The 22,074-nt window shown below is 63.2% G+C and carries 14 protein-coding genes; 10 read left to right on the plus strand and 4 right to left on the minus strand.

The annotated features are described in order from the left end of the window. The first annotated feature begins 135 nt into the window (after positions 1–135). Positions 136–4,248 carry a DNA-directed RNA polymerase subunit beta gene (gene rpoB, locus FBY20_RS11270; protein WP_142052175.1) on the plus strand — a complete coding sequence of 1,371 codons (4,113 nt, stop codon included), beginning with the start codon at positions 136–138 and terminating at the stop codon, positions 4,246–4,248. Beyond that, entirely contained in the window at positions 4,248–8,492 is a 4,245-nt protein-coding gene (gene rpoC / locus FBY20_RS11275) for a DNA-directed RNA polymerase subunit beta' (RefSeq protein WP_056320718.1), read from the plus strand. Before rpoB ends, rpoC begins: the two co-directional genes overlap by 1 nt. 114 nt (positions 8,493–8,606) lie before the next feature. Here rpoC and FBY20_RS11280 read toward each other — a convergent pair whose 3' ends face one another. After that, entirely contained in the window at positions 8,607–9,002 is a 396-nt protein-coding gene (locus FBY20_RS11280) for a TssQ family T6SS-associated lipoprotein (protein WP_056320715.1), read from the minus strand. Positions 9,003–9,158: 156 nt separating this feature from the next. On the opposite strand from FBY20_RS11280, the gene FBY20_RS11285 reads away from it, so the two are divergent. Beyond that, a complete protein-coding gene (locus FBY20_RS11285) occupies positions 9,159–10,472 on the plus strand; it encodes a serine/threonine protein kinase (RefSeq protein WP_142052178.1) in 1,314 nt (437 codons plus the stop codon). 9 nt (positions 10,473–10,481) lie between these two features. On the opposite strand, the gene FBY20_RS11290 is transcribed toward FBY20_RS11285, so the two are convergent. From FBY20_RS11290 to FBY20_RS11300, 3 genes are read right to left on the minus strand one after another with little or no spacing between them, the layout of a single operon-like run. Next, the gene (locus tag FBY20_RS11290; RefSeq protein ID WP_142052180.1) at positions 10,482–12,785 is read right to left on the minus strand and encodes a CHASE2 domain-containing protein; all 2,304 of its coding nucleotides are present in this window, start codon (positions 12,783–12,785) and stop codon (positions 10,482–10,484) included. 10 nt (positions 12,786–12,795) lie between these two features. Next, a complete protein-coding gene (locus FBY20_RS11295) occupies positions 12,796–13,902 on the minus strand; it encodes a FecR domain-containing protein (RefSeq protein WP_142052183.1) in 1,107 nt (368 codons plus the stop codon). A 34-nt stretch (positions 13,903–13,936) separates the two neighbouring features. Beyond that, positions 13,937–14,653, minus strand: a complete 717-nt coding sequence (locus FBY20_RS11300) for a response regulator transcription factor (protein ID WP_142052186.1) — start codon at positions 14,651–14,653, stop codon at positions 13,937–13,939. Positions 14,654–14,937: 284 nt separating this feature from the next. On the opposite strand from FBY20_RS11300, the gene FBY20_RS11305 reads away from it, so the two are divergent. From FBY20_RS11305 to rplC, 7 genes are all read left to right on the plus strand, one after another. After that, on the plus strand, positions 14,938–15,615 hold the full coding sequence (locus FBY20_RS11305; RefSeq protein WP_370458336.1) for a response regulator transcription factor: 678 nt from the start codon (positions 14,938–14,940) through the stop codon (positions 15,613–15,615). Positions 15,616–16,173: 558 nt separating this feature from the next. After that, positions 16,174–16,551: a 30S ribosomal protein S12 gene (rpsL, locus tag FBY20_RS11310; protein ID WP_005017264.1), complete on the plus strand. Its 378-nt coding sequence runs from the start codon at positions 16,174–16,176 to the stop codon at positions 16,549–16,551. Positions 16,552–16,717: 166 nt separating this feature from the next. Then, positions 16,718–17,188: a 30S ribosomal protein S7 gene (rpsG, locus tag FBY20_RS11315; protein WP_006389600.1), complete on the plus strand. Its 471-nt coding sequence runs from the start codon at positions 16,718–16,720 to the stop codon at positions 17,186–17,188. Positions 17,189–17,206: 18 nt separating this feature from the next. Further along, entirely contained in the window at positions 17,207–19,309 is a 2,103-nt protein-coding gene (fusA, locus tag FBY20_RS11320; protein WP_056320702.1) for an elongation factor G, read from the plus strand. Positions 19,310–19,386: 77 nt separating this feature from the next. Beyond that, the gene (gene tuf, locus FBY20_RS11325) at positions 19,387–20,577 is read left to right on the plus strand and encodes an elongation factor Tu (RefSeq protein WP_142052172.1); all 1,191 of its coding nucleotides are present in this window, start codon (positions 19,387–19,389) and stop codon (positions 20,575–20,577) included. Between the two features lie 74 nt (positions 20,578–20,651). Continuing rightward, positions 20,652–20,963 carry a 30S ribosomal protein S10 gene (gene rpsJ / locus FBY20_RS11330; protein WP_003806903.1) on the plus strand — a complete coding sequence of 104 codons (312 nt, stop codon included), beginning with the start codon at positions 20,652–20,654 and terminating at the stop codon, positions 20,961–20,963. A gap of 417 nt (positions 20,964–21,380) precedes the next feature. After that, positions 21,381–22,070 (plus strand): 50S ribosomal protein L3, encoded by a 690-nt coding sequence (gene rplC, locus FBY20_RS11335; RefSeq protein ID WP_056327035.1) that lies wholly within the window; start codon positions 21,381–21,383, stop codon positions 22,068–22,070. The last annotated feature ends 4 nt before the right edge of the window (positions 22,071–22,074 follow it).

Genomic DNA, 22,074 nt, shown 5'->3' on the forward strand with positions numbered 1-22,074 from the left:
CACAGTTTGCAGTCCCCGGGCTTTTGCGTTTCCAGGAAACCCCTACTGGGGGTATGCCCATTCAGTGGGGTTTCCTGGAGTCGTATCACCTGGGGCCGTGGTTGACGGCCCATGCAACCTCGAGTCGGAGTGCTCATGCCTTACTCGTACACCGAAAAAAAGCGCATCCGCAAAAGCTTCGCCAAGCGTGAAGACGTTCAAAACGTTCCTTTCCTTTTGGCGACACAGCTTCAATCCTACCTAACTTTCCTGCAGGCGGATACCGCCCCGTCCGAACGCGTAGCCGACGGTTTGCAGGCGGCGTTTTCGTCGATTTTCCCGATCGTTAGTCACAACGGTATGGCGCGCTTGGAGTTCGTGAGCTATGTGCTCGGCGAGCCGGTGTTCGATGTCAAGGAATGTCAGCAACGTGGCCTGACCTATGCCTCGCCCCTGCGAGCCAAGGTCCGCCTGGTGCTGCTTGACCGCGAAGTCAGCAAGCCCACCGTGAAGGAAGTGAAGGAACAGGAAGTCTACATGGGCGAAATTCCGCTCATGACGGGCACGGGTTCCTTCGTCATCAACGGCACGGAGCGTGTCATCGTTTCGCAGCTGCACCGCTCGCCTGGCGTGTTCTTCGAACACGACCGCGGCAAGACGCACAGCTCCGGCAAGCTCCTGTTCTCGGCCCGCGTGATTCCTTACCGCGGCTCGTGGCTGGACTTCGAATTCGACCCGAAGGACGTCCTGTTCTTCCGCGTCGACCGCCGCCGCAAGATGCCTGTCACGATCCTGTGCAAGGCCATCGGCATGACGCCGGAAACCATCCTGGCCAACTTCTTCGACTTCGATAACTTCGAACTGAAGAGCGAAGGCGCGATGATGGAATTCGTGCCTGAGCGTTGGAAGGGCGAAATGGCCCGTTTCGACATCGCCGACCGTTCGGGCAAGGTGATCGTCGAGAAGGACAAGCGCATCAACGCCAAGCACCTGCGCGACCTGGCTGCCGGCGGCATCCAGCGCATCTCCGTGCCGGAAGATTTCCTGTACGGTCGCGTGCTGGCCAAGAACATCGTTGACGAAGATACCGGCGAAGTCATCGCCAACGCCAACGACGAAATCACGGAAAGCGTGCTCGGCGCCCTGCGCGCCGCCAACGTGCACGAGTTCCAGGCGCTCTACACGAACGACCTGGACCGCGGTCCGTACATCTCGCAAACGCTGCGCACCGATGAAACTGCCGACCAGATGGCCGCGCGCGTTGCCATCTACCGCATGATGCGCCCTGGCGAGCCGCCCACCGAAGAAGCGGTGGAAGCGCTGTTCCAGCGTCTGTTCTACAGCGAAGAGACGTACGACCTGTCGCGCGTCGGCCGCATGAAGGTCAACAGCCGTCTGGGCCGTGGTGAGGACATCACCGGCCCGATGACGCTGACCAACGAAGACATCCTTGAAACCATCAAGGTGCTGGTTGAGCTGCGTAACGGTCGTGGCCAGATCGACGACATCGATCACTTGGGCAACCGCCGCGTGCGTTGCGTGGGCGAACTGGCCGAAAACCAGTTCCGCGCGGGCCTCGTGCGCGTCGAGCGCGCCGTCAAGGAACGTCTGGGCCAGGCCGAGACCGAAAACCTGATGCCGCACGACCTGATCAACTCCAAGCCGATCTCGGCTGCCATCAAGGAGTTCTTCGGTTCGAGCCAGCTCTCGCAGTTCATGGACCAGACCAACCCGCTGTCGGAAATCACGCACAAGCGTCGTGTTTCCGCACTGGGCCCGGGCGGTCTGACCCGCGAGCGCGCCGGCTTTGAAGTCCGCGACGTGCACCCGACCCACTACGGCCGCGTCTGCCCGATCGAAACGCCGGAAGGCCCGAACATCGGTCTGATCAACTCCATGGCGCTGTACGCTCGCTTGAACGAGTACGGCTTCCTGGAAACGCCTTACCGCAAGATCATCGACGGCCGCGTCAGCGAGCAGATCGATTACCTGTCGGCCATCGAAGAAAGCCACTACGTCATCGCGCAGGCCAACGCCGCGCTCGACGAAGAAGGCCGTTTCGTGGACGACCTGGTCGCCTGCCGTGAAGCTGGCGAAACGATGCTGACCGCCCCGGCCAACGTGCACTACATGGACGTTGCCCCGTCGCAGATCGTGTCGGTTGCTGCCTCGCTGATTCCGTTCCTGGAACACGACGACGCGAACCGCGCACTGATGGGCGCCAACATGCAACGTCAGGCCGTGCCTTGCCTGCGTCCGGAAAAGCCGGTCGTGGGTACGGGTATCGAGCGCACCGTGGCCGTTGACTCGGGCACCACCGTGCAGGCGCTGCGTGGCGGTCTGGTCGACCACGTCGACGCCGAGCGCGTCGTGATTCGCGTGAACGACGAAGAAAACGTCGCCGGCGAAGTGGGCGTCGACATCTACAACCTGATCAAGTACACGCGTTCCAACCAGAACACGAACATCAACCAGCGTCCGATCGTCAAGCGTGGCGACCGCGTTGCCAAGGGCGACGTGCTGGCTGACGGCGCATCGACCGACCTGGGCGAACTCGCCCTGGGTCAGAACATGCTGATCGCGTTCATGCCCTGGAACGGCTACAACTTCGAAGACTCGATCCTGATCTCCGAAAAGGTCGTGGCGGATGACCGCTACACCTCGGTGCACATCGAGGAACTGACCGTTGTCGCCCGCGATACGAAGCTCGGACCGGAAGAAATCACCCGCGACATCAGCAACCTGGCTGAAACGCAGTTGAACCGTCTGGACGATTCCGGCATCACCTACATCGGCGCCGAAGTCAGCGCCGACGACGTGCTGGTCGGCAAGGTCACGCCCAAGGGCGAAACCCAGCTGACGCCGGAAGAAAAGCTGCTGCGCGCCATCTTCGGTGAAAAGGCGTCCGACGTTAAGGACACCTCGCTGCGCGTGCCCTCGGGCATGACCGGCACCGTGATCGACGTGCAGGTGTTCACGCGTGAAGGCATCGTGCGCGACAAGCGCGCCCAGTCCATCATCGACGATGAACTGCGCCGCTATCGCCAGGACCTGAACGACCAGCTGCGCATCGTTGAAAACGACCAGTTCGATCGTATCGAAAAGATGCTGATCAACAAGACCGTCAACGGCGGCCCGCGCAAGCTGGCCAAGGGCGCGACGATCACCAAGGCCTACCTGGCCGATCTGGATCGCTGGCAGTGGTTCGACATCCGTCTGGCCGACGAGCCGCACGCCGTCGTGCTGGAACAGGCCAAGGAATCGCTCGAGCAGAAGCGTCACCAGTTCGATCTGGCCTTCGAAGAGAAGCGCAAGAAGCTGACGCAGGGCGACGAGCTGCCCCCGGGCGTGCTGAAGATGATCAAGGTCTACCTGGCCGTGAAGCGTCGTCTGCAGCCTGGCGACAAGATGGCAGGCCGTCACGGCAACAAGGGTGTCGTGTCGCGCATCACCCCGGTGGAAGACATGCCCCACATGGCTGACGGCACGCCGGCCGACATCGTTCTGAACCCGCTGGGCGTGCCCTCGCGGATGAACGTCGGCCAGGTGCTGGAAGTTCACTTGGGCTGGGCTGCCAAGGGTGTTGGCCATCGCATCGCCGACATGCTGCGTGACGAGCGCACGGCGCAGGTCAAGAACGTCCGCGCCTACCTGGACAAGGTCTACAACACGACCGGCACCGGCGCGCGCATCGACGAGCTGACCGATGACGAAGTCATGGAAATGGCCCAGAACCTCAAGAACGGCGTGCCGTTCGCGACGCCCGTCTTCGACGGCGCGACCGAAGAGGAAATCACCAAGATGCTGGAACTGGCCTATCCGGACGACGTCGCCGAACGCATGGCGCTGACGCCTTCGCGTACGCAGGCATGGCTGTTCGACGGCCGCACGGGCGAGCAGTTCGAACGCCCGGTGACGGTCGGCTACATGCACTACCTGAAGCTGCACCACTTGGTCGACGACAAGATGCACGCCCGTTCCACCGGCCCGTACTCGCTGGTCACGCAGCAGCCGCTGGGCGGCAAGGCGCAGTTCGGCGGCCAGCGTTTCGGGGAAATGGAAGTGTGGGCGCTGGAAGCATACGGCGCCGCCTACACCCTGCAGGAAATGCTGACGGTGAAGTCGGACGACATCAACGGTCGTACCAAGGTTTACGAGAACATCGTCAAGGGCGACCACGTGATCGATGCCGGCATGCCGGAATCGTTCAACGTTCTGGTCAAGGAAATCCGCTCGTTGGCCCTGGACATGGATTTGGAGCGTAACTAATGAAAGCGCTACTCGACCTCTTTAAGCAAGTCTCGCAAGACGAGCAGTTCGATGCCATCAAGATCGGCATCGCCTCGCCCGAGAAGATCCGTTCGTGGTCCTACGGCGAAGTTCGCAAGCCCGAGACCATCAACTACCGCACGTTCAAGCCTGAGCGTGACGGTCTGTTCTGCTCCAAGATCTTTGGCCCGATCAAGGACTACGAGTGCCTGTGCGGCAAGTACAAGCGCCTGAAGCACCGTGGCGTGATCTGCGAAAAGTGCGGCGTTGAAGTCACCGTCGCCAAGGTTCGCCGTGAACGCATGGGCCACATCGAGCTGGCCAGCCCCGTCGCTCACATCTGGTTCCTGAAGAGCCTGCCGTCGCGTCTGGGCATGGTGCTCGACATGACCCTGCGCGACATCGAACGCGTGCTGTACTTCGAAGCCTGGTGCGTGATCGAACCCGGCATGACGCCGCTCAAGCGCGGCCAGATCATGTCGGACGACGATTTCCTGGCCAAGACCGAGGAATACGGCGACGACTTCCGTGCCCTGATGGGCGCCGAAGCCGTGCGTGAACTGCTGCGCACCATCGACATCGACCGCGAAGTGGAAACGCTGCGCGGCGAGCTGAAGGCCACCAGCTCGGAAGCCAAGATCAAGAAGATCTCCAAGCGCCTGAAGGTGCTGGAAGGCTTCCAGAAGTCCGGCATCAAGGCCGAGTGGATGGTCATGGAAGTGCTGCCCGTGCTGCCGCCGGACCTGCGTCCGCTGGTGCCGCTGGACGGCGGCCGCTTCGCGACCTCCGACCTGAACGACCTGTACCGCCGCGTCATCAACCGCAACAACCGCCTGAAGCGTCTCTTGGAGCTCAAGGCGCCTGAGATCATCCTGCGCAACGAAAAGCGCATGCTGCAGGAAGCTGTCGACTCGCTGCTGGACAACGGCCGCCGTGGCAAGGCCATGACGGGCGCCAACAAGCGCCAGTTGAAGTCGCTGGCCGACATGATCAAGGGCAAGAGCGGTCGTTTCCGTCAGAACCTGCTGGGCAAGCGCGTCGACTACTCGGGCCGTTCGGTCATCGTGGTGGGTCCGCAGCTCAAGCTGCATCAGTGCGGCCTGCCCAAGCTGATGGCCCTGGAACTGTTCAAGCCGTTCATCTTCAATCGTCTGGAGATGATGGGCCTGGCCACGACCATCAAGGCTGCCAAGAAACTGGTCGAAAGCCAGGAGCCGGTGGTCTGGGACATCCTGGAAGAAGTCATCCGCGAACACCCGGTCATGCTGAACCGTGCGCCGACGCTGCACCGTCTGGGCATCCAGGCGTTCGAGCCGGTGCTGATCGAAGGCAAGGCGATCCAGCTGCACCCGCTGGTTTGCGCGGCGTTCAACGCCGACTTCGACGGTGACCAGATGGCTGTTCACGTGCCGCTGTCGCTGGAAGCCCAGCTGGAAGCGCGTACGCTGATGCTGGCCTCGAACAACGTGCTGTTCCCGGCCAACGGCGAACCGTCGATCGTGCCGTCGCAGGACATCGTGCTGGGTCTGTACTACACGACTCGCGAGCGCATCAACGGCCGTGGCGAAGGCATCTTCTTCATGGACGTCGCTGAAGTCCAGCGCGCCTACGACAACAACGAAGTCGAGCTGCAAAGCCGCATCACCGTGCGCCTGAAGGAACACGAACGCGACGAGAACGGCGAATGGCAACCGGTCATCCGCCGTCACGAGACGACGGTCGGCCGTGCGCTGCTGTCCGAGATTCTGCCCAAGGGCCTGCCCTTCACCGTCCTGAACAAGGCGCTGAAGAAGAAGGAAATCTCGCGTCTGATCAACCAGTCGTTCCGCCGCTGCGGCCTGCGCGACACGGTGATCTTCGCCGACAAGCTGATGCAGTCGGGCTTCCGCCTGGCCACGCGCGGCGGTATCTCGATCGCCATGGGCGACATGCTGATCCCGACCGCCAAGGAAGGCATCCTGGCCGAAGCCAGCCGCGAAGTGAAGGAAATCGACAAGCAGTACTCGTCGGGTCTGGTCACGTCCCAAGAGCGCTACAACAACGTCGTGGACATCTGGGGCAAGGCTGGCGACAAGGTCGGCAAGGCGATGATGGAACAACTGGCCACCGAGCCCGTGACCAACCGTCACGGCGAGGAAGTGCGCCAGGAATCGTTCAACTCCATCTACATGATGGCTGACTCGGGCGCCCGCGGTTCGGCCGCCCAGATCCGCCAGCTGGCCGGTATGCGCGGCCTGATGGCCAAGCCGGACGGCTCGATTATCGAAACGCCCATTACCGCGAACTTCCGTGAAGGCCTGAACGTACTCCAGTACTTCATTTCCACTCACGGTGCGCGTAAGGGTCTGGCCGACACGGCACTGAAGACCGCGAACTCGGGTTACCTGACCCGCCGTCTGGTCGACGTGACGCAGGATCTGGTCATTACGGAAGACGACTGCGGCACTTCGCAGGGCTACAACATGAAGGCCCTGGTCGAAGGCGGTGAAGTCATCGAACCGTTGCGCGACCGTATCCTGGGCCGCGTGGCTGCCGTGGACATCGTCAATCCGGACACGCAGGAAACGGCCATCGTCGCCGGCACCCTGCTGGACGAAGACCTGGTCGACACCATCGACCGCATTGGCGTGGACGAAGTCAAGGTTCGCACGCCGCTGACCTGCGAAACGCGTCATGGTCTGTGCGCGCATTGCTATGGCCGTGACCTGGGCCGCGGTTCGTCCGTCAACCAGGGCGAAGCCGTCGGCGTCATCGCCGCGCAGTCCATCGGTGAACCGGGCACGCAGCTCACGATGCGTACGTTCCACATCGGTGGCGCGGCGTCGCGTTCGGCTCTGGCCAGCGCGGTGGAAACGAAGTCGACCGGTACGGTCGGCTTTGCCAGCACGATGCGTTATGTCACGAACGCCAAGGGCGAACGTGTCGCGATCTCGCGCTCGGGCGAACTGGCGATCTTCGACGACAACGGCCGCGAACGCGAACGCCACAAGATCCCGTACGGCGCGACCGTGCTGGTGGGCGATGGCGAGGCCGTGAAGGCCGGCGCGCGTCTGGCGACGTGGGATCCGCTGACCCGTCCGATCGTGTCGGAATACGGCGGCGCCGTCCGCTTCGAGAACATCGAAGAAGGCGTGACCGTTGCCAAGCAGGTGGACGAAGTCACCGGCCTGTCGACGCTCGTCGTCATCACGCCGAAGACCCGTGGCGGCAAGATCGTCATGCGTCCGCAGATCAAGCTGGTCAACGAGAACGGCGAAGACGTCAAGATCGCCGGCACCGATCACTCGGTGAACATCTCGTTCCCGGTGGGCGCCCTGATCACGGTGCGCGACGGCCAGCAGGTTGCCGTGGGTGAAGTTCTGGCGCGTATTCCGCAAGAATCGCAAAAGACCCGCGACATTACCGGCGGTCTGCCGCGTGTGGCCGAACTGTTCGAAGCCCGTTCGCCGAAGGACGCCGGCATGCTCGCCGACGTCACCGGTACGGTTTCGTTCGGCAAGGACACCAAGGGCAAGCAGCGTCTGGTCATCACCGACCTGGAAGGCGTGAGCCACGAGTTCCTGATTCCGAAGGAAAAGCAGGTTCTGGTGCACGACGGCCAGGTGGTGAACAAGGGCGAAATGATAGTGGACGGCCCGGCCGATCCCCACGACATCCTGCGCCTGCAAGGCATCGAGAAGCTGGCGACGTACATCGTCGACGAAGTGCAGGACGTTTACCGTCTGCAGGGCGTGAAGATCAACGACAAGCACATTGAAGTGATTGTTCGTCAGATGCTGCGCCGTGTGAACATCGTCGATGCGGGCGATACCGAGTTCATCCCGGGCGAGCAGGTCGAGCGCTCCGAGCTGCTGAACGAGAACGACCGCGTCACGGCTGCCGACCTGCGTCCGGCCACGTACGACAACGTGCTGCTGGGTATCACGAAGGCCTCGCTGTCGACCGACTCGTTCATCTCGGCCGCCTCGTTCCAGGAAACCACCCGGGTCCTGACCGAAGCTGCCATCATGGGCAAGCGCGACGACCTGCGCGGCTTGAAGGAAAACGTCATCGTCGGCCGCCTCATCCCGGCGGGTACCGGCCTGGCTTACCACCACGCACGCCGCGACAAGGAACTGCTGGAGGCCGCGGAACGCGAAGCCGCCCGCCAGCAGGCCAACCCGTTCGAGGACGCACCGGTCACGGTGGGCTCGGACGCCGAGACGCCTGCTTCCGACGTGGGTACCGAGGATTCCGCCGAATAAGCGGAAGTCTCCGGCAGGCTTGCCCCGCGAGGTTCGCGGGCAAGCCTGAAAATCAAAAGGCCGCTGATGAGAATCAGCGGCCTTTTTACTTGCGAAAGAAAGGGTGCTGCAGGACTATTTGGCGGTCTGGGCGCGGGCGCGCTGGAAGGCCGGTCCCCAGACGGGGTGGCCAGCTTCGTTGGGCGCCAGTTCGAAGGCCGGATCCAGAACCAGGATGCGCGCGAAGCTGTCCTCGCAGAGCTGCGTATATTGCGTGACGCAGTAGCTGAACGCCTGAAGCTTGTAGGCCTCGATGCGTACCGCTTTGGATGAGGTGGCCAGGGTGTCGGAACGGGCGACGCCGCGGATGACTTCTCCGTAGCGCCCGGCGCTGTACTGGTCGCGCACCTGCTGCAGCTCGGCCAGGGCTTCGGCCGTTGGAGGGCTCTCGGGTTGCAATTTGGAGATGCCCGTGCAACCGGCCAACAGGGCCGATACGCCAAGCAGACTGCTCAGGATGCGAATTTTCATGGCTTCCAAAGATGTAGGATGGTGACGCGGTACGCTATCGTGCCACAGCCTGATGCGCTCGGACATTTTCGGCAATGTCCTGCCGTTGCGGATTGGATAATATTCCGCCTAAATAGCCCCTGAACCTGTTATTGGCGCGTCTGCGCAGCTTCGATGATGTCTACACCCGCCGGCTTGTTGACGCCGCGTGGCCCCTTTTCAGGCGCTGCGCCGTTGGCGCTTCGCCCATTGAGCGCCATCGCCGCCAGCGCGGCGGGCGGGGTGCCGGAATCGCGCATCAAGCGGCTCCTGTCCGACCTTCTGCCTTCGCTTATCGCTTTGCATGCGCAAGGGGAAATCTGCGGCGACATCTCGCTCGAAACCGTGGGCATGGATGAAGGCGCGCGGGCGCATCTGCTGCCCGAACTGGTGGTGGCGCGCTCGCGCCGGGCCAGCAGGACGCCGGCCGCCGGCTTCGCGCCGTTCGAGCTGTACACGGATTCCGTAGAATGGCCGCGCGGACCTTGGACCGACATCTATTCCTTGTGCGCCGTGGCGTACGCGCTAGTGATTGGCAGCCGGCCGCCGCCGGCGCCCGAGCGCCGCGCCCACGACGAATACGAAGCGCTGGCCGACATGGGACTGCCCAAGTACGGACAGGATTTCCTGCGGGTCATCGATGCCGGCCTGGCGATGGACACCAGGGCGCGCCCGCAGTCGTTGGCGGAGCTGGCCAGCCTGCTTGGCGTCGCCGCCTACGACGAACCGGCCGAGCCGGAAGACGAATCGGTCGAGACGGCCAAGCCCCCGCCCGTGGCCGGTTTCGCGCAACGGCGCGAGCCCGCCCGCCGGCGCGGTCCGCTGCTGTTCTGGCTGCTGATCCTCGCGTTGATCGGCGCGGGCATCTATGCGTGGTTCCATTGGGGCAAGGGCAGTCCCAATGCGCTGATTACCCGCTCGGAAGTCGTACAGCCTAATCCGCCCGTCGTGCATCCCTTGCCGCAGCCTGCCGCGCCAGTGTCCGCGCCCACGCCCACGCCCACACCCACGCCAAAACCCGCGCCGGCGGCATCGCAAGCGCCCGCCGACCTGCCGCCCTTGACGGCCGGCGCCGCCGCTGGAGGCCAAGCAACCGCGACGGTCCCGGCCGCTGGGCCGGGTTCGCCGTCTGCGCGCACGCAGGCGGATTCGCCAAGTGCCGCCGAGCCGCCGCCCGCGCCCACGGCGCAGGAAACCGCGCCGGCAGCTTCGGTTGCCGAAGAGGCGCCCAAGCCCAAACCGGTGCCGGTCACCGTGCGGGTGGACATCCGCCCCTGGGGCGAAGTCTGGATCAACGGCGTGGCGCGGGGAATCAGTCCGCCCGTCAAGGAGCTCAAGCTGATTCCGGGCAAGTATCAGGTGGTAGTGCGCAACGCAGACCTGCCGCCCTTTCGCATGACGCTCGAGGTCAGACCGGGCAAGCCCGCGGTCATCTCGCACACCTTCCAATAGGACCGCGACCTACGCCTTTGGCAGGTGCAGGATGAATTCGGAGCCTGCGCCGAGCTCGCTCTGCACTTCGATTCGCCCGCCGTGCCGTCCGGCCACGGTATGCACGAATGCCAGTCCCAGCCCCGCACCGCCAACGTCGTCGCGATTGTCGGCGCCGACACGGGCGAAGGGCTCGAACAGCCGGGCCACGTCCTGCGCCGCGATGCCCTGACCCTGGTCCTTGATGCGCACGCACCAGAAGCCGTGCTGCGCATCGATGCTGCAATCGACACGCGTGCCGCTCGCGCTGTATTTGATGGCGTTGTCGACCAGATTGCACAGCGCGCGCATCAGCAGTGTCTGCTCGCCGCGCGTGTAGGCGACCGGTAGCGGCGTGCTGGCTTCCAATGCGATGCCGCGCTTGCTGGCGGACGGCCAGAGATCGTCGACGGCGTCCTGCAGCAACCCGCCCAGATCCAGTTCGATGGTGCTGATCGGCATCGATTCGGCGCGGGTCAGATGCACGAAGTCGTCGACCAGCCTGAGCGTGCGGTTGGCCAGCAGCGCAATGCGCGCGAGCGTGTCGTGCGGAACTTCCTGCTGCCCGCCTTCCTGCGCCATTTCCACCAATGCGAGGATCGAGCTTTGCGGCGCGCGCATGTCATGCGAGATGAAGCGCAACGTCTCTTCGCGCTGCCGCTCGGCCTGACGGATGTTGGAAATGTCGGTCAGCGTGGCCACCGTGCCCGCGAACTGGCCCTCGGCCGTGTGGATGGGGGCGCATTTCAGGATCAGGTCGCGGCCTGCCCGGTCGCGCACTTCCAGGTCCGCGCTCCAGGGCGAAGCCGCATCGGCCGGGTGACGGCCGCTCAGCGCGTCGGCCACGCGCGCCCGCGCAGCGTCGTCGGCAAGGGTGTGTTCAAGCAGATGCGCCGCCGGCCGGCCGATGCGCGGCGGACGAATGCCCAGCTGCTGGAAGAACATGATGGCGGCCTGGTTGCGAAATCGCACGCGGCCTTCCTGGTCGAACACCAGCGTCGCATCGGGCATGCCGTCGAGCCCGTCAGCCAGGAACCGCCGCAGGTTGCGGACCCGCGCCAGCGCGCGCCGAAGTTCGCCCACCCGGCTCTCCAGCGAGGCGCTGGGATTGGCAAGCTGCACGCGGGCTTCGTTCAGGATCGGCGGGTACTCGCGCTGCAAACGCTGCAGCTCAGTGTCCATATAGCGCAGCGCGGCTTCCTGGTTACGCCAGCTCCAGAGCGGATAGCACAGCGCCACGCCCGCCAGCGCCGCGGTGGGTGCGAACCACAGATAGGCGTGGGCCAGTAATAGCCAAGCTGCCGCGGGGATGGCGGCAAGCAGCGCAAGGGTGACCAGCAGCGCCTTCTTGGGCGCCAGACGCCACAAGGCCAGGCACGCCAGCAATACCGGCAACGCCGCGAACAGCGCGCTCCACGCAGCCGGCGGCCGCTGGAATGCGATGTCGTCGCGCGCGGCCTGCAGGACGTTGGCGACGATCTCCACGCCCGATATGCCGTTGGCGTCGTGCGACACCGGCGTCGGGTAATCGTCGCCCAGGCCGGTGGCCCACGCACCCACGAGCACATATTTGCCGCGCAGGTCTTCCGGCCGCAGGTCGCCGCGCAGTACGGAAAGGTACGACACCGTCCGCACATGGCCGGGAGGACCCGCATACGGAATCAGGATGCGGCCGTCGGCATCGGCGCGCTTGAGCAGACGTTGCGCCTCGCCGGCTTGGCCGCCAACTTCCAGCATCGAGATGGCCAGGTGGTTGCGGCGATCTCCGGCAAACTGCGCGGTGAGGGCGGCTTCGCGCACGACGCCGTCCGGGTCGATGACCGCATTGATGAAGCCTGTAGAGGCGGACGCTTGCGCCAGTTCCGCAATGGGCAATCCGATGGCCGTCGGGTTCTTCAGGCGGTCCAGCACCACCGGCAGCACGGTATGCCCATTGCGACGGATGCTGTCTGCAAGAATTGCATCGTCGTCGGCATTGATCTTGTCGGGTTCCGCAAAGATGAGATCCAATCCCACGGCGCGCGCGTCGGTCAGCCGGTCGAGCAGGGCGGCGTGGATGGCGCGCCGCCACGGCCAGCGGCCCAGCGCGTCGATGCTGGCGTCGTCGATCGCCACGATCAGGATATCCGGGTCGGCGGGCCTGCCCGTCAGCATGACCGCGCGGTCATAGAAGACCTGGTCCAGGCGGCCCAGGCCGTTGAACGCGCCAAGAAACGCCGCCAACGCCGCCAGCGCCAATGTCAGCCACAGGCCGGACCGCCAGGACCGGTCGAGCGAGTCGGCGGCGTCGGGCATGGCGGGTGCCTTAGTACGCGGTCAGCGTCACAAGGCCGCCGGAGCCGCTCGCCACGCCAAGCCCGTAGGACGTCATCAGCATGTTGGCGCCCTCGAACGACTGCACCGAATCCGTTCCGTGAAGGCCAATGGCATCGATGGCGCGCACCGATACGTAGAACGTGCCGGGGCCGGGGGCGGAAAAGCGGATGTCGGGGGTCGGAAAGCTGGCGGAAGAAACGGGCAGCAGGCCTTCGGCATCGCGCGAGACGCGCACCAGATAGCTTTGCGCGCCTTCGACGGGGGCGAAGGGAATCGACCACGTGCCGCCTGCGCGAACCGGCTCGCCCAATTGCGGCGCAGCCAGCAGCGGACGTACGCCCGACATGGCGCCGTCGGCGCCCACCGCGGCGCCGAACCCTTGCGCCACCGCGACCGGTTTGGCGGGCGCGTCGCCGGGCGCCTGCGCCTGCAAGCGCACACTGCCTTGCAAGACTTCGCTATGCACGCCCTGCGCGCTGCGCTGCACGCGAAAGCGCGTTCCGCGCACACCCGTCACCGCAACCGGCGTGCGGATCTCGAAACGGCCCACGCCCTGACCCGCGGGCGCGACGCTGGATTCCACGCTGCCGCGGCGCACGTTGATCACCGAATCCGTCAGCGCGGTGCCCTCGAACTGCCGCAAGCGGGTAAGGTCCACGGCGCCGCTGGATGGCAGCGTGAGGCGGGATCCGTCGGCAAGTTGCAGCGTGACGAAACCGTCGGGGGCGGTCTCCAGCGTGCTGCCTTCGGTCACGGGCGTGCCGGGCTGCACGGGCTTGCCGTTCAGGACTGCGCGGCCGCTCACGTGCACCACCTGCGCCTGCGCGTCGCGCACTGGAATCATGGCCAACGGGATATGTAGCTCCAACCCGATGGGCAGCGTTTCGGGCGTGACGATCTTGTTCAGCGTCTGCAGCCGGTTCCAGTTGGTCGGGCTGCGCGTGTACCGCGAGGCCAAATCAATCAGCGTATCGCCGGGACGGACCCGGTGGATGAAGTCGTCGCCCAATGCGCCCGCCGGCTGGCTGCGCGCGGGGGCGGCGAGCGTGATGCAGGAAACCAGGACAAACAAACAAAGCGCGCGGAAGCGGCTCATGGCAAACGATTCTCCAGGGAGTCGGGCAACGCAGCTACAGCGAAAGGGTCTGGCCGTCGTCGGTCGGGTTGACCAGTTCAAGCCGGTAGCCAAGTGCATAAGAGGAAGTCAGCCGCACACCGTGCTGCGGACGAAGCTGGAGCTTTTGCCGGATGTTCGACAGGTGGGTGTCCAGCGTGCGCGAGGTGGCGGGGATTTCCCGGTTCCAGACGCACTCGGCCAGCACATCGCGCGACATCAGCCGCCCAATGTTGCGAAAGAACAGTAGTGCCAGTTCGAATTCCTTCGGCGCCAGCGTAATGGCCACGTCGTCCAGCGTAATGACGCGTGCGGCGGGATCGACACGGTATCGCGCGACTTCGATGGTCTGGTCCACGGGCTCGGCGATCTGGCTGCGGCGCAGCAGCGCCGCGACCCGGGCCAGCAGTTCCAGGGGACGCATCGGTTTGACGATGTAGTCGTCCGCGCCCGCGCGCAGGCCCTCGACCAGGTCATCTTCGGCCGATCGGTTGGTCAGGAAAATCACAGGGATGCGCGCGCCGATATGGGTGCGCAACCAGCGGACCACGTCGTCGCCGTCGATATCGGGCAGGTGCCAGTCCAGCAGCACCAGGTCGAACGCTTCGGTACGCAAAGCCGCGAGCAGATCGCGGCTTTGGTGATAACTGGTGCAAGCATAGCCGGCGGCGGTCAGAACCTGCTGGATGCGCCGAGCCTGATCCAGGTCGTCTTCCAGCGACGCGATTTTCATTAGACGAGTTCTCGCGAAAGTTGGCTGCGCAGGCGCGCGTGTGGCGACCTAGCAAAACGAAGGGGGCGGATTTATGTAAACGAATGATAACTCGGGAAAACCCTTCCGCGGCTACGTTATGGCAAGAACTGTCAAACATTGCAAAGTTGACGAATCTTGACTGGAGTTGTTGCGTTATCGAGCGCCACACTGTTCCAACGATGTCACCAGCCGCGACACAGCAGGCGGTGCAAGGGGGGGGAACGCAGATCGGGACAGATATGAATCAATTGCGCATACTTGTGATGTCTCCGGACGAAGCCGTACGGGGTTCGTCCGTATCCACGCTGCTGCAGGCCGGCATCTCCGCCCGCGGCTGCTCCACTACGCTGGAATTGTTTGGCCTGCTCAGCGGCGGGCACTTCGACGCCGTGGTCCTGGACATCGGCGCATCCGGTGAAATCGGCTACGCCCTTGTCGCCCGCTTGCATGGCTCCGCGCCGCTAGGCATTGTGGTCGTCGGCAAGAACATGTCCGTGGATAACCGTCTGCGCTGTCTTCAGAGCGGCGCCGATGCGTGTCTGCCAGATCCCCAGGATCCACGCGAACTCGTCTGCATCCTTCTCGCCCTCGCCCGCCGGCTGCCCGCCACCGCCGAGCCGGCCGACGCGCACGAGACGGGCAGCGGGCGATGGGAGCTGCGCGACCAGGGTTGGACGCTGGTGGCGCCGACTGGCGTGACGCTATCCCTGTCTGCCAACGAACGTCTCATCGTGCGGGCGTTGCTGAACGTGGCCGGCAAGGCCGTGGGCCGCGACGTGCTGGGCAGCGAATTGCAGGCGGAAGGGGGCGGAGCGCGCGCCAGCAGCGCCCGCAGCATCGACGTCATCGTCAGCCGATTGCGGCGCAAGGCCGAGCAAGCAGGCGTGGTGTTGCCGATCCGCACCGTCTACGGCAGCGGCTATCTATTTACTGATCGCTGAGCGCGCAAGGGGGTACACTCCTCCAATCCAGAACGTGGGGCAGGGATTGCTCGCAGGCCGCGCCGCGAGCACTGCGGTATCAAGCACAGGATTTGGCCGCTGGTCCGCCGCCGGGTTCGTCCGCCAGGTTTGTCCCCGGGGTTTGCCCCTTACATGGCCCCATTTTTCGTCAGCCGCCGCCAACTGCCCGGCTTTTGCCGGCAACGCGCGGCTTGGCGACACTTACAAAAAACTTTGACAGTAGCCCTTCATCTCAGTTATGCTAAAGGGCTTACTGCTTTATTTCGCGCGCAAAATCAGCACGCTCAGGCAGACAGTTCAGGGTCATGGTCGAAGGTGCGTCACGAGCCTTTTGTCCTTGCTCCAGCTAGTAGTAACTGTTTTTCTGGCTGCCCCCGATTTTGTGCGTTTGTCATGGTTTGTTGGCAAGCCCGCTCTTTTACGTATTTGAACGTTTGAGGCGGTTTTGCGCGAACTGCCTTCTCCGAAAGCTCACCCGCTCCAGGAGACGAGTACGTAAGTACTTACCAGTGGTACGTAAAAGGGATTTCAAAGGTCATGCCTACCATTAGCCAACTCGTGCGCAAGCCGCGCGAAGTCAGCATCATCAAAAGCAAGAGCCCCGCGCTCGAAAACTGCCCGCAACGCCGCGGCGTGTGCACCCGCGTGTACACCACCACCCCCAAGAAGCCGAACTCTGCTCTGCGTAAGGTTGCCAAAGTGCGTCTGACCAACGGTTACGAAGTCATTTCGTACATCGGCGGTGAAGGCCACAACCTGCAAGAGCACTCGGTGGTTCTGGTGCGTGGCGGCCGTGTGAAGGACTTGCCCGGTGTGCGTTACCACATCGTGCGCGGTTCCCTTGACCTGCAAGGCGTCAAGGACCGTAAGCAAGCCCGCTCGAAGTACGGCGCCAAGCGCCCGAAGAAGGCTTAATTACAAGTCAGCAGTACCCCCACGTGACGGAAGTCCGTCACCCGGGAAGTGCGACCGCGCCATCCAGATGATGGGAAGGTGCGCGGCACGTAAGGGGTCGTCCCAATGGGCGGCCATGGCCGTGTAATGAAACACGGTTCAACTGAACAGACACAAGGAAGCAACAATGCCCCGTCGTCGCGAAGTACCCAAGCGCGAGATTCTGCCCGATCCCAAGTTCGGCAGCGTCGAGCTCGCCAAGTTCATGAACGTCGTCATGCTGGACGGCAAGAAGGCCGTCGCCGAGCGCATCGTTTACGGCGCCCTCGAGCAAGTCGCCACCAAGACCGGCAAGGAGCCGATCGAGGTGTTCAGCCTGGCGATCAACAACATCAAGCCGATCGTCGAAGTGAAGAGCCGCCGCGTTGGCGGTGCCAACTACCAAGTGCCGGTTGAAGTGCGCCCCGTGCGCCGCCTGGCCCTGGCTATGCGTTGGCTCCGTGAAGCCGCCAAGAAGCGTGGCGAGAAGTCGATGGATCTGCGTCTTGCTGGCGAACTGATCGACGCCTCCGAAGGTCGTGGCGCCGCGATGAAGAAGCGCGAAGACACGCACAAGATGGCAGAGGCCAACAAGGCCTTCAGCCATTTCCGCTGGTAATTTAAGGATTAATCCACCATGGCCCGCAAAACCCCGATCGAGCGCTATCGCAACATTGGTATCTCTGCGCACATCGATGCAGGGAAGACCACCACGACCGAACGTATCCTGTTCTACACCGGCGTCAATCACAAGATTGGCGAAGTGCATGATGGCGCAGCCACCATGGACTGGATGGAGCAGGAGCAAGAGCGTGGCATCACCATTACGTCGGCTGCTACGACGGCGTTTTGGCGTGGCATGGCCGGCAACTACCCCGAGCACCGCATCAACATCATCGACACCCCGGGACACGTGGACTTCACCATCGAGGTGGAACGTTCCATGCGCGTCCTGGACGGTGCTTGCATGGTCTACTGCGCGGTGGGCGGTGTTCAGCCCCAGTCCGAAACCGTGTGGCGCCAAGCCAACAAGTACGGCGTGCCGCGTCTGGCCTTCGTCAACAAGATGGACCGCACCGGCGCCAACTTCTTCAAGGTCTATGACCAGCTGAAGAACCGCCTGCGCGCCAATCCCGTGCCGATCGTCATTCCCATCGGCGCCGAAGACACGTTCCAAGGCGTGGTCGACCTGGTCAAGATGAAGGCGATCATTTGGGACGAAGCCAGCCAAGGCACCAAGTTCGACTACAAGGACGTTCCGGCCGAGCTGGAAGGTCTGGCGAACGAATGGCGCGAAAAGCTGGTTGAGGCTGCTGCCGAGTCGTCGGAAGAGCTGATGAACAAGTACCTGGAAACGGGTTCCTTGGAAGAAGCTGAAATCAACCTGGCCATCCGTCAACGCACCATCGCTGGCGAAATCCAGCCGATGCTGTGCGGCACCGCCTTCAAGAACAAGGGCGTGCAGCGCATGCTGGACGCGGTCATCGACTACCTGCCTTCGCCCGTGGACATTCCCCCGGTCGACGGTCAGGACGACGATGGCAACGCCATCCAGCGCAATGCCGACGACTCCGAGAAGTTCTCGGCCCTGGCATTCAAGCTGATGAGCGATCCGTTCGTGGGTCAATTGACCTTCGTGCGTGTGTACTCGGGCGTCCTGAAGTCGGGCGATACGGTCTACAACCCCATCAAGGGCAAGAAGGAACGTATCGGCCGCATTCTGCAGATGCACGCGAACAACCGCGAAGAAATCAAGGAAGTGTTGGCGGGCGACATCGCCGCCGTGGTCGGCCTGAAGGACGTGACCACCGGCGAAACGCTGTGCGACATCGACTCCCACATCCTGCTCGAACGCATGATTTTCCCGGAGCCCGTGATTTCGCAGGCCGTCGAGCCGAAGTCGAAGGCTGACCAGGAAAAGATGGGTCTGGCGCTGTCGCGTCTGGCTCAGGAAGATCCGTCGTTCCGCGTGCGCAGCGACGAAGAATCCGGCCAAACCATCATTTCCGGCATGGGCGAGCTGCACCTGGAAATTCTGGTCGACCGCATGAAGCGCGAATTCGGCGTGGAAGCCAACGTCGGCAAGCCGCAGGTGGCCTACCGCGAAACGATCCGCAAGGTCTGCGAAGAAGTCGAAGGCAAGTTCGTCAAGCAGTCGGGCGGTCGCGGCCAGTACGGTCACGTGGTCCTGAAGGTCGAGCCCCTCGCTCCTGGCGGTGGCTACGAATTCGTCGACGCCATCAAGGGCGGTGTGGTTCCTCGCGAATACATCCCCGCGGTGGACAAGGGCATCCAGGAAACGTTGCCTTCGGGCATCCTGGCCGGCTACCCGGTCGTGGACGTCAAGGTCACCCTGTTCTTCGGTTCGTACCACGATGTGGACTCGAACGAAAACGCGTTCAAGATGGCCGGTTCGATGGCATTCAAGGAAGGCATGCGCAAGGCTAGCCCCGTGCTGCTGGAACCGATGATGGCCGTCGAAGTCGAAACGCCGGAAGACTACGCTGGCACCGTGATGGGCGATCTGTCCTCGCGTCGCGGCATGGTCCAAGGCATGGATGACATGGTCGGCGGTGGCAAGACCATCAAGGCCGAAGTGCCCCTGGCCGAGATGTTCGGTTACGCCACGAACCTGCGTTCGCTGACGCAAGGCCGTGCCACGTACACGATGGAATTCAAGCATTACTCCGAGGCCCCCAAGAACGTCGCTGACGAAGTCATCGCCGCTCGGGCCAAGTAAATAACCCTTGCCGGGTCCGTCCAACCGGACGGCCCCGGCAGATATCAAGTTTCCTTGAAAGTCAAAGGATAGAGATCATGGCAAAAGGCAAGTTTGAACGTACCAAGCCGCACGTGAACGTGGGTACGATTGGTCACGTTGACCACGGCAAAACGACGTTGACGGCGGCGATCACGACCGTTCTGTCGACCAAGTTCGGCGGCGAAGCCAAGGGCTACGACCAGATCGATGCAGCTCCTGAAGAAAAGGCACGCGGCATTACCATCAACACGGCTCACGTCGAGTACGAAACGGAATCGCGTCACTACGCGCACGTTGACTGCCCGGGCCACGCCGACTACGTCAAGAACATGATCACGGGCGCTGCCCAGATGGACGGCGCGATCCTGGTCGTGTCGGCCGCTGACGGCCCCATGCCGCAAACGCGTGAACACATCCTGCTGAGCCGCCAGGTTGGCGTGCCGTACATCATCGTCTTCCTGAACAAGGCTGACATGGTTGACGACGCCGAGCTGCTCGAGCTGGTGGAAATGGAAGTTCGCGAACTGCTGTCCAAGTACGACTTCCCGGGCGACGACACCCCGATCGTCAAGGGTTCGGCCAAGCTGGCGCTGGAAGGCGACAAGGGCGAACTGGGCGAACAGGCCATCCTGGCTCTGGCTGCCGCGCTGGATTCGTACATCCCGACGCCTGAGCGTGCCATCGACGGCGCGTTCCTGATGCCGGTTGAAGACGTGTTCTCGATCTCGGGTCGCGGCACCGTGGTGACCGGCCGTATCGAACGCGGCATCATCAAGGTCGGCGAAGAAATCGAAATCGTCGGTATCGTTCCGACGGTCAAGACGACCTGCACGGGCGTGGAAATGTTCCGCAAGCTGCTGGACCAAGGTCAAGCTGGCGACAACGTGGGCATCCTGCTGCGCGGCACCAAGCGTGAAGACGTCCAGCGCGGCCAAGTTCTGGCCAAGCCGGGCTCGATCACCCCGCACACGGACTTCACGTCCGAGGTGTACATCCTGTCCAAGGAAGAAGGCGGCCGCCACACCCCGTTCTTCAACGGCTATCGTCCCCAGTTCTACTTCCGCACGACGGACGTGACGGGCACGATCGACCTGCCGGCCGACAAGGAAATGGTTCTGCCGGGCGACAACGTGACGATGACCGTCAAGCTGCTGGCCCCGATCGCCATGGAAGAAGGTCTGCGTTTCGCCATCCGTGAAGGCGGTCGTACCGTCGGCGCCGGCGTCGTCGCCAAGATCCTGAAGTAATTCGGATCTACTAAGCAGCACCCAACCAGCGAGGGCGTGATCCCGCCCTCGCATCTCGTTCTTTAGGAAACGCCATGAAAAACCAAAAGATCCGCATCCGCTTGAAAGCCTTCGATTACAAGCTGATCGATCAATCGGCCGCAGAAATCGTCGACACCGCCAAGCGCACGGGCGCTGTCGTCCGCGGTCCGGTGCCGCTGCCCACGCGTATCCGTCGCTATGACGTCCTGCGTTCGCCGCACGTCAACAAGACGTCGCGTGACCAGTTCGAAATCCGTACCCATCAGCGCCTGATGGACATCGTTGATCCCACCGACAAGACCGTTGACGCCCTGATGCGTCTGGACCTGCCGGCCGGCGTCGACGTCGAAATCGCGTTGCAGTAAGACGCTCCGAACCTGCTACCTTCGCCGGCAGGTTCGTCAAGAATGGCCGCACTCCCTCGGGATTGCGGCCATTTTGTTTTGCGGCTGCTGTGGCAGAGGTGAGCAGGCGCTCACTCTCGCGCAATGTGCGCCGCCAGGCCATGCGCGTACCTGGCCGCAGATCCGGGCACGCAAACCGTGGCAAAAATGCCCACCGCGGCATGCCTTGAATCCGCTAAGTGCTTGTGCCGCTTAGAAAAAACATGCTAATATGCGAAGCTTGCCATTTTGTGGCAAGTCTAACTATGGATAAAGCGAAAACCGCCCTGCAGTTCGAGGACGGCGCGCCCAGTCCAGGTTGAACATAGTCGTAGGGCAAAGGCCGTTACCTTTTGCCTGATTAGCCCCGACCAATCGCAGTCGGGAATGGAGAAAACGATGTCGAATTCGACACCCACGCCCGCCGCTCACCGGCTGGGGCTGGTGGGTCGCAAGGTCGGCATGACCCGCATTTTTACCGAGGAAGGTGAATCCATCCCGGTGACCGTGCTGGACGTGTCCAACAACCGCGTGACCCAAGTTAAGTCGCTGGAAACCGACGGCTACGCCGCTATCCAGGTGGCTTATGGCACTCGTCGTGCCTCGCGTGTGGCTCAGCCGCAAACGGGCCACTACGCCAAAGCCGGCGCTGAAGCCGGTAGCATCCTCAAAGAATTCCGCCTTGATCCCGCTCGCGCCGCTGAATTTTCGGCCGGTTCCGTGATCGCCGTGGAATCCGTGTTCGAAGCCGGCCAACAGGTCGACGTCACGGGCACGACCATTGGTAAGGGCTTTGCCGGTACCATCAAGCGTCACAACTTCGGTTCGCAGCGCGCGTCGCACGGTAACTCCCGTTCGCACCGCGTTCCCGGCTCGATTGGTCAAGCTCAGGATCCGGGTCGTATTTTCCCGGGTAAGCGCATGGCTGGTCACCTGGGTGACGTCACCCGCACCGTTCAAAACCTCGACGTCGTTCGCGTTGACGTTGAGCGCGGCCTGCTGCTGGTCAAGGGCGCTGTCCCCGGCCACGCTGGCGCCGACATCGTTGTGCGCCCGGCCATCAAGGCCCCGGCCAAGAAGGGAGCGTAAGTAA

The sequence above is a fragment of the Achromobacter sp. SLBN-14 genome (assembly GCF_006715415.1).
Lineage (GTDB): Bacteria > Pseudomonadota > Gammaproteobacteria > Burkholderiales > Burkholderiaceae_B > Achromobacter > Achromobacter mucicolens.

What these genes read in the sequence shown, in the direction of transcription:
- rpoB (WP_142052175.1), top strand. Translation starts at nt 136, where the DNA reads ATGCCTTACTCGTACACCGAAAAAAAGCGCATCCGCAAAAGCTTCGCC.
- rpoC (WP_056320718.1), top strand. Translation starts at nt 4,248, where the DNA reads ATGAAAGCGCTACTCGACCTCTTTAAGCAAGTCTCGCAAGACGAGCAG.
- FBY20_RS11280 (WP_056320715.1), bottom strand. Translation starts at nt 9,002, where the DNA reads ATGAAAATTCGCATCCTGAGCAGTCTGCTTGGCGTATCGGCCCTGTTG.
- FBY20_RS11285 (WP_142052178.1), top strand. Translation starts at nt 9,159, where the DNA reads ATGTCTACACCCGCCGGCTTGTTGACGCCGCGTGGCCCCTTTTCAGGC.
- FBY20_RS11290 (WP_142052180.1), bottom strand. Translation starts at nt 12,785, where the DNA reads ATGCCCGACGCCGCCGACTCGCTCGACCGGTCCTGGCGGTCCGGCCTG.
- FBY20_RS11295 (WP_142052183.1), bottom strand. Translation starts at nt 13,902, where the DNA reads ATGAGCCGCTTCCGCGCGCTTTGTTTGTTTGTCCTGGTTTCCTGCATC.
- FBY20_RS11300 (WP_142052186.1), bottom strand. Translation starts at nt 14,653, where the DNA reads ATGAAAATCGCGTCGCTGGAAGACGACCTGGATCAGGCTCGGCGCATC.
- FBY20_RS11305 (WP_370458336.1), top strand. Translation starts at nt 14,938, where the DNA reads ATGTCTCCGGACGAAGCCGTACGGGGTTCGTCCGTATCCACGCTGCTG.
- rpsL (WP_005017264.1), top strand. Translation starts at nt 16,174, where the DNA reads ATGCCTACCATTAGCCAACTCGTGCGCAAGCCGCGCGAAGTCAGCATC.
- rpsG (WP_006389600.1), top strand. Translation starts at nt 16,718, where the DNA reads ATGCCCCGTCGTCGCGAAGTACCCAAGCGCGAGATTCTGCCCGATCCC.
- fusA (WP_056320702.1), top strand. Translation starts at nt 17,207, where the DNA reads ATGGCCCGCAAAACCCCGATCGAGCGCTATCGCAACATTGGTATCTCT.
- tuf (WP_142052172.1), top strand. Translation starts at nt 19,387, where the DNA reads ATGGCAAAAGGCAAGTTTGAACGTACCAAGCCGCACGTGAACGTGGGT.
- rpsJ (WP_003806903.1), top strand. Translation starts at nt 20,652, where the DNA reads ATGAAAAACCAAAAGATCCGCATCCGCTTGAAAGCCTTCGATTACAAG.
- rplC (WP_056327035.1), top strand. Translation starts at nt 21,381, where the DNA reads ATGTCGAATTCGACACCCACGCCCGCCGCTCACCGGCTGGGGCTGGTG.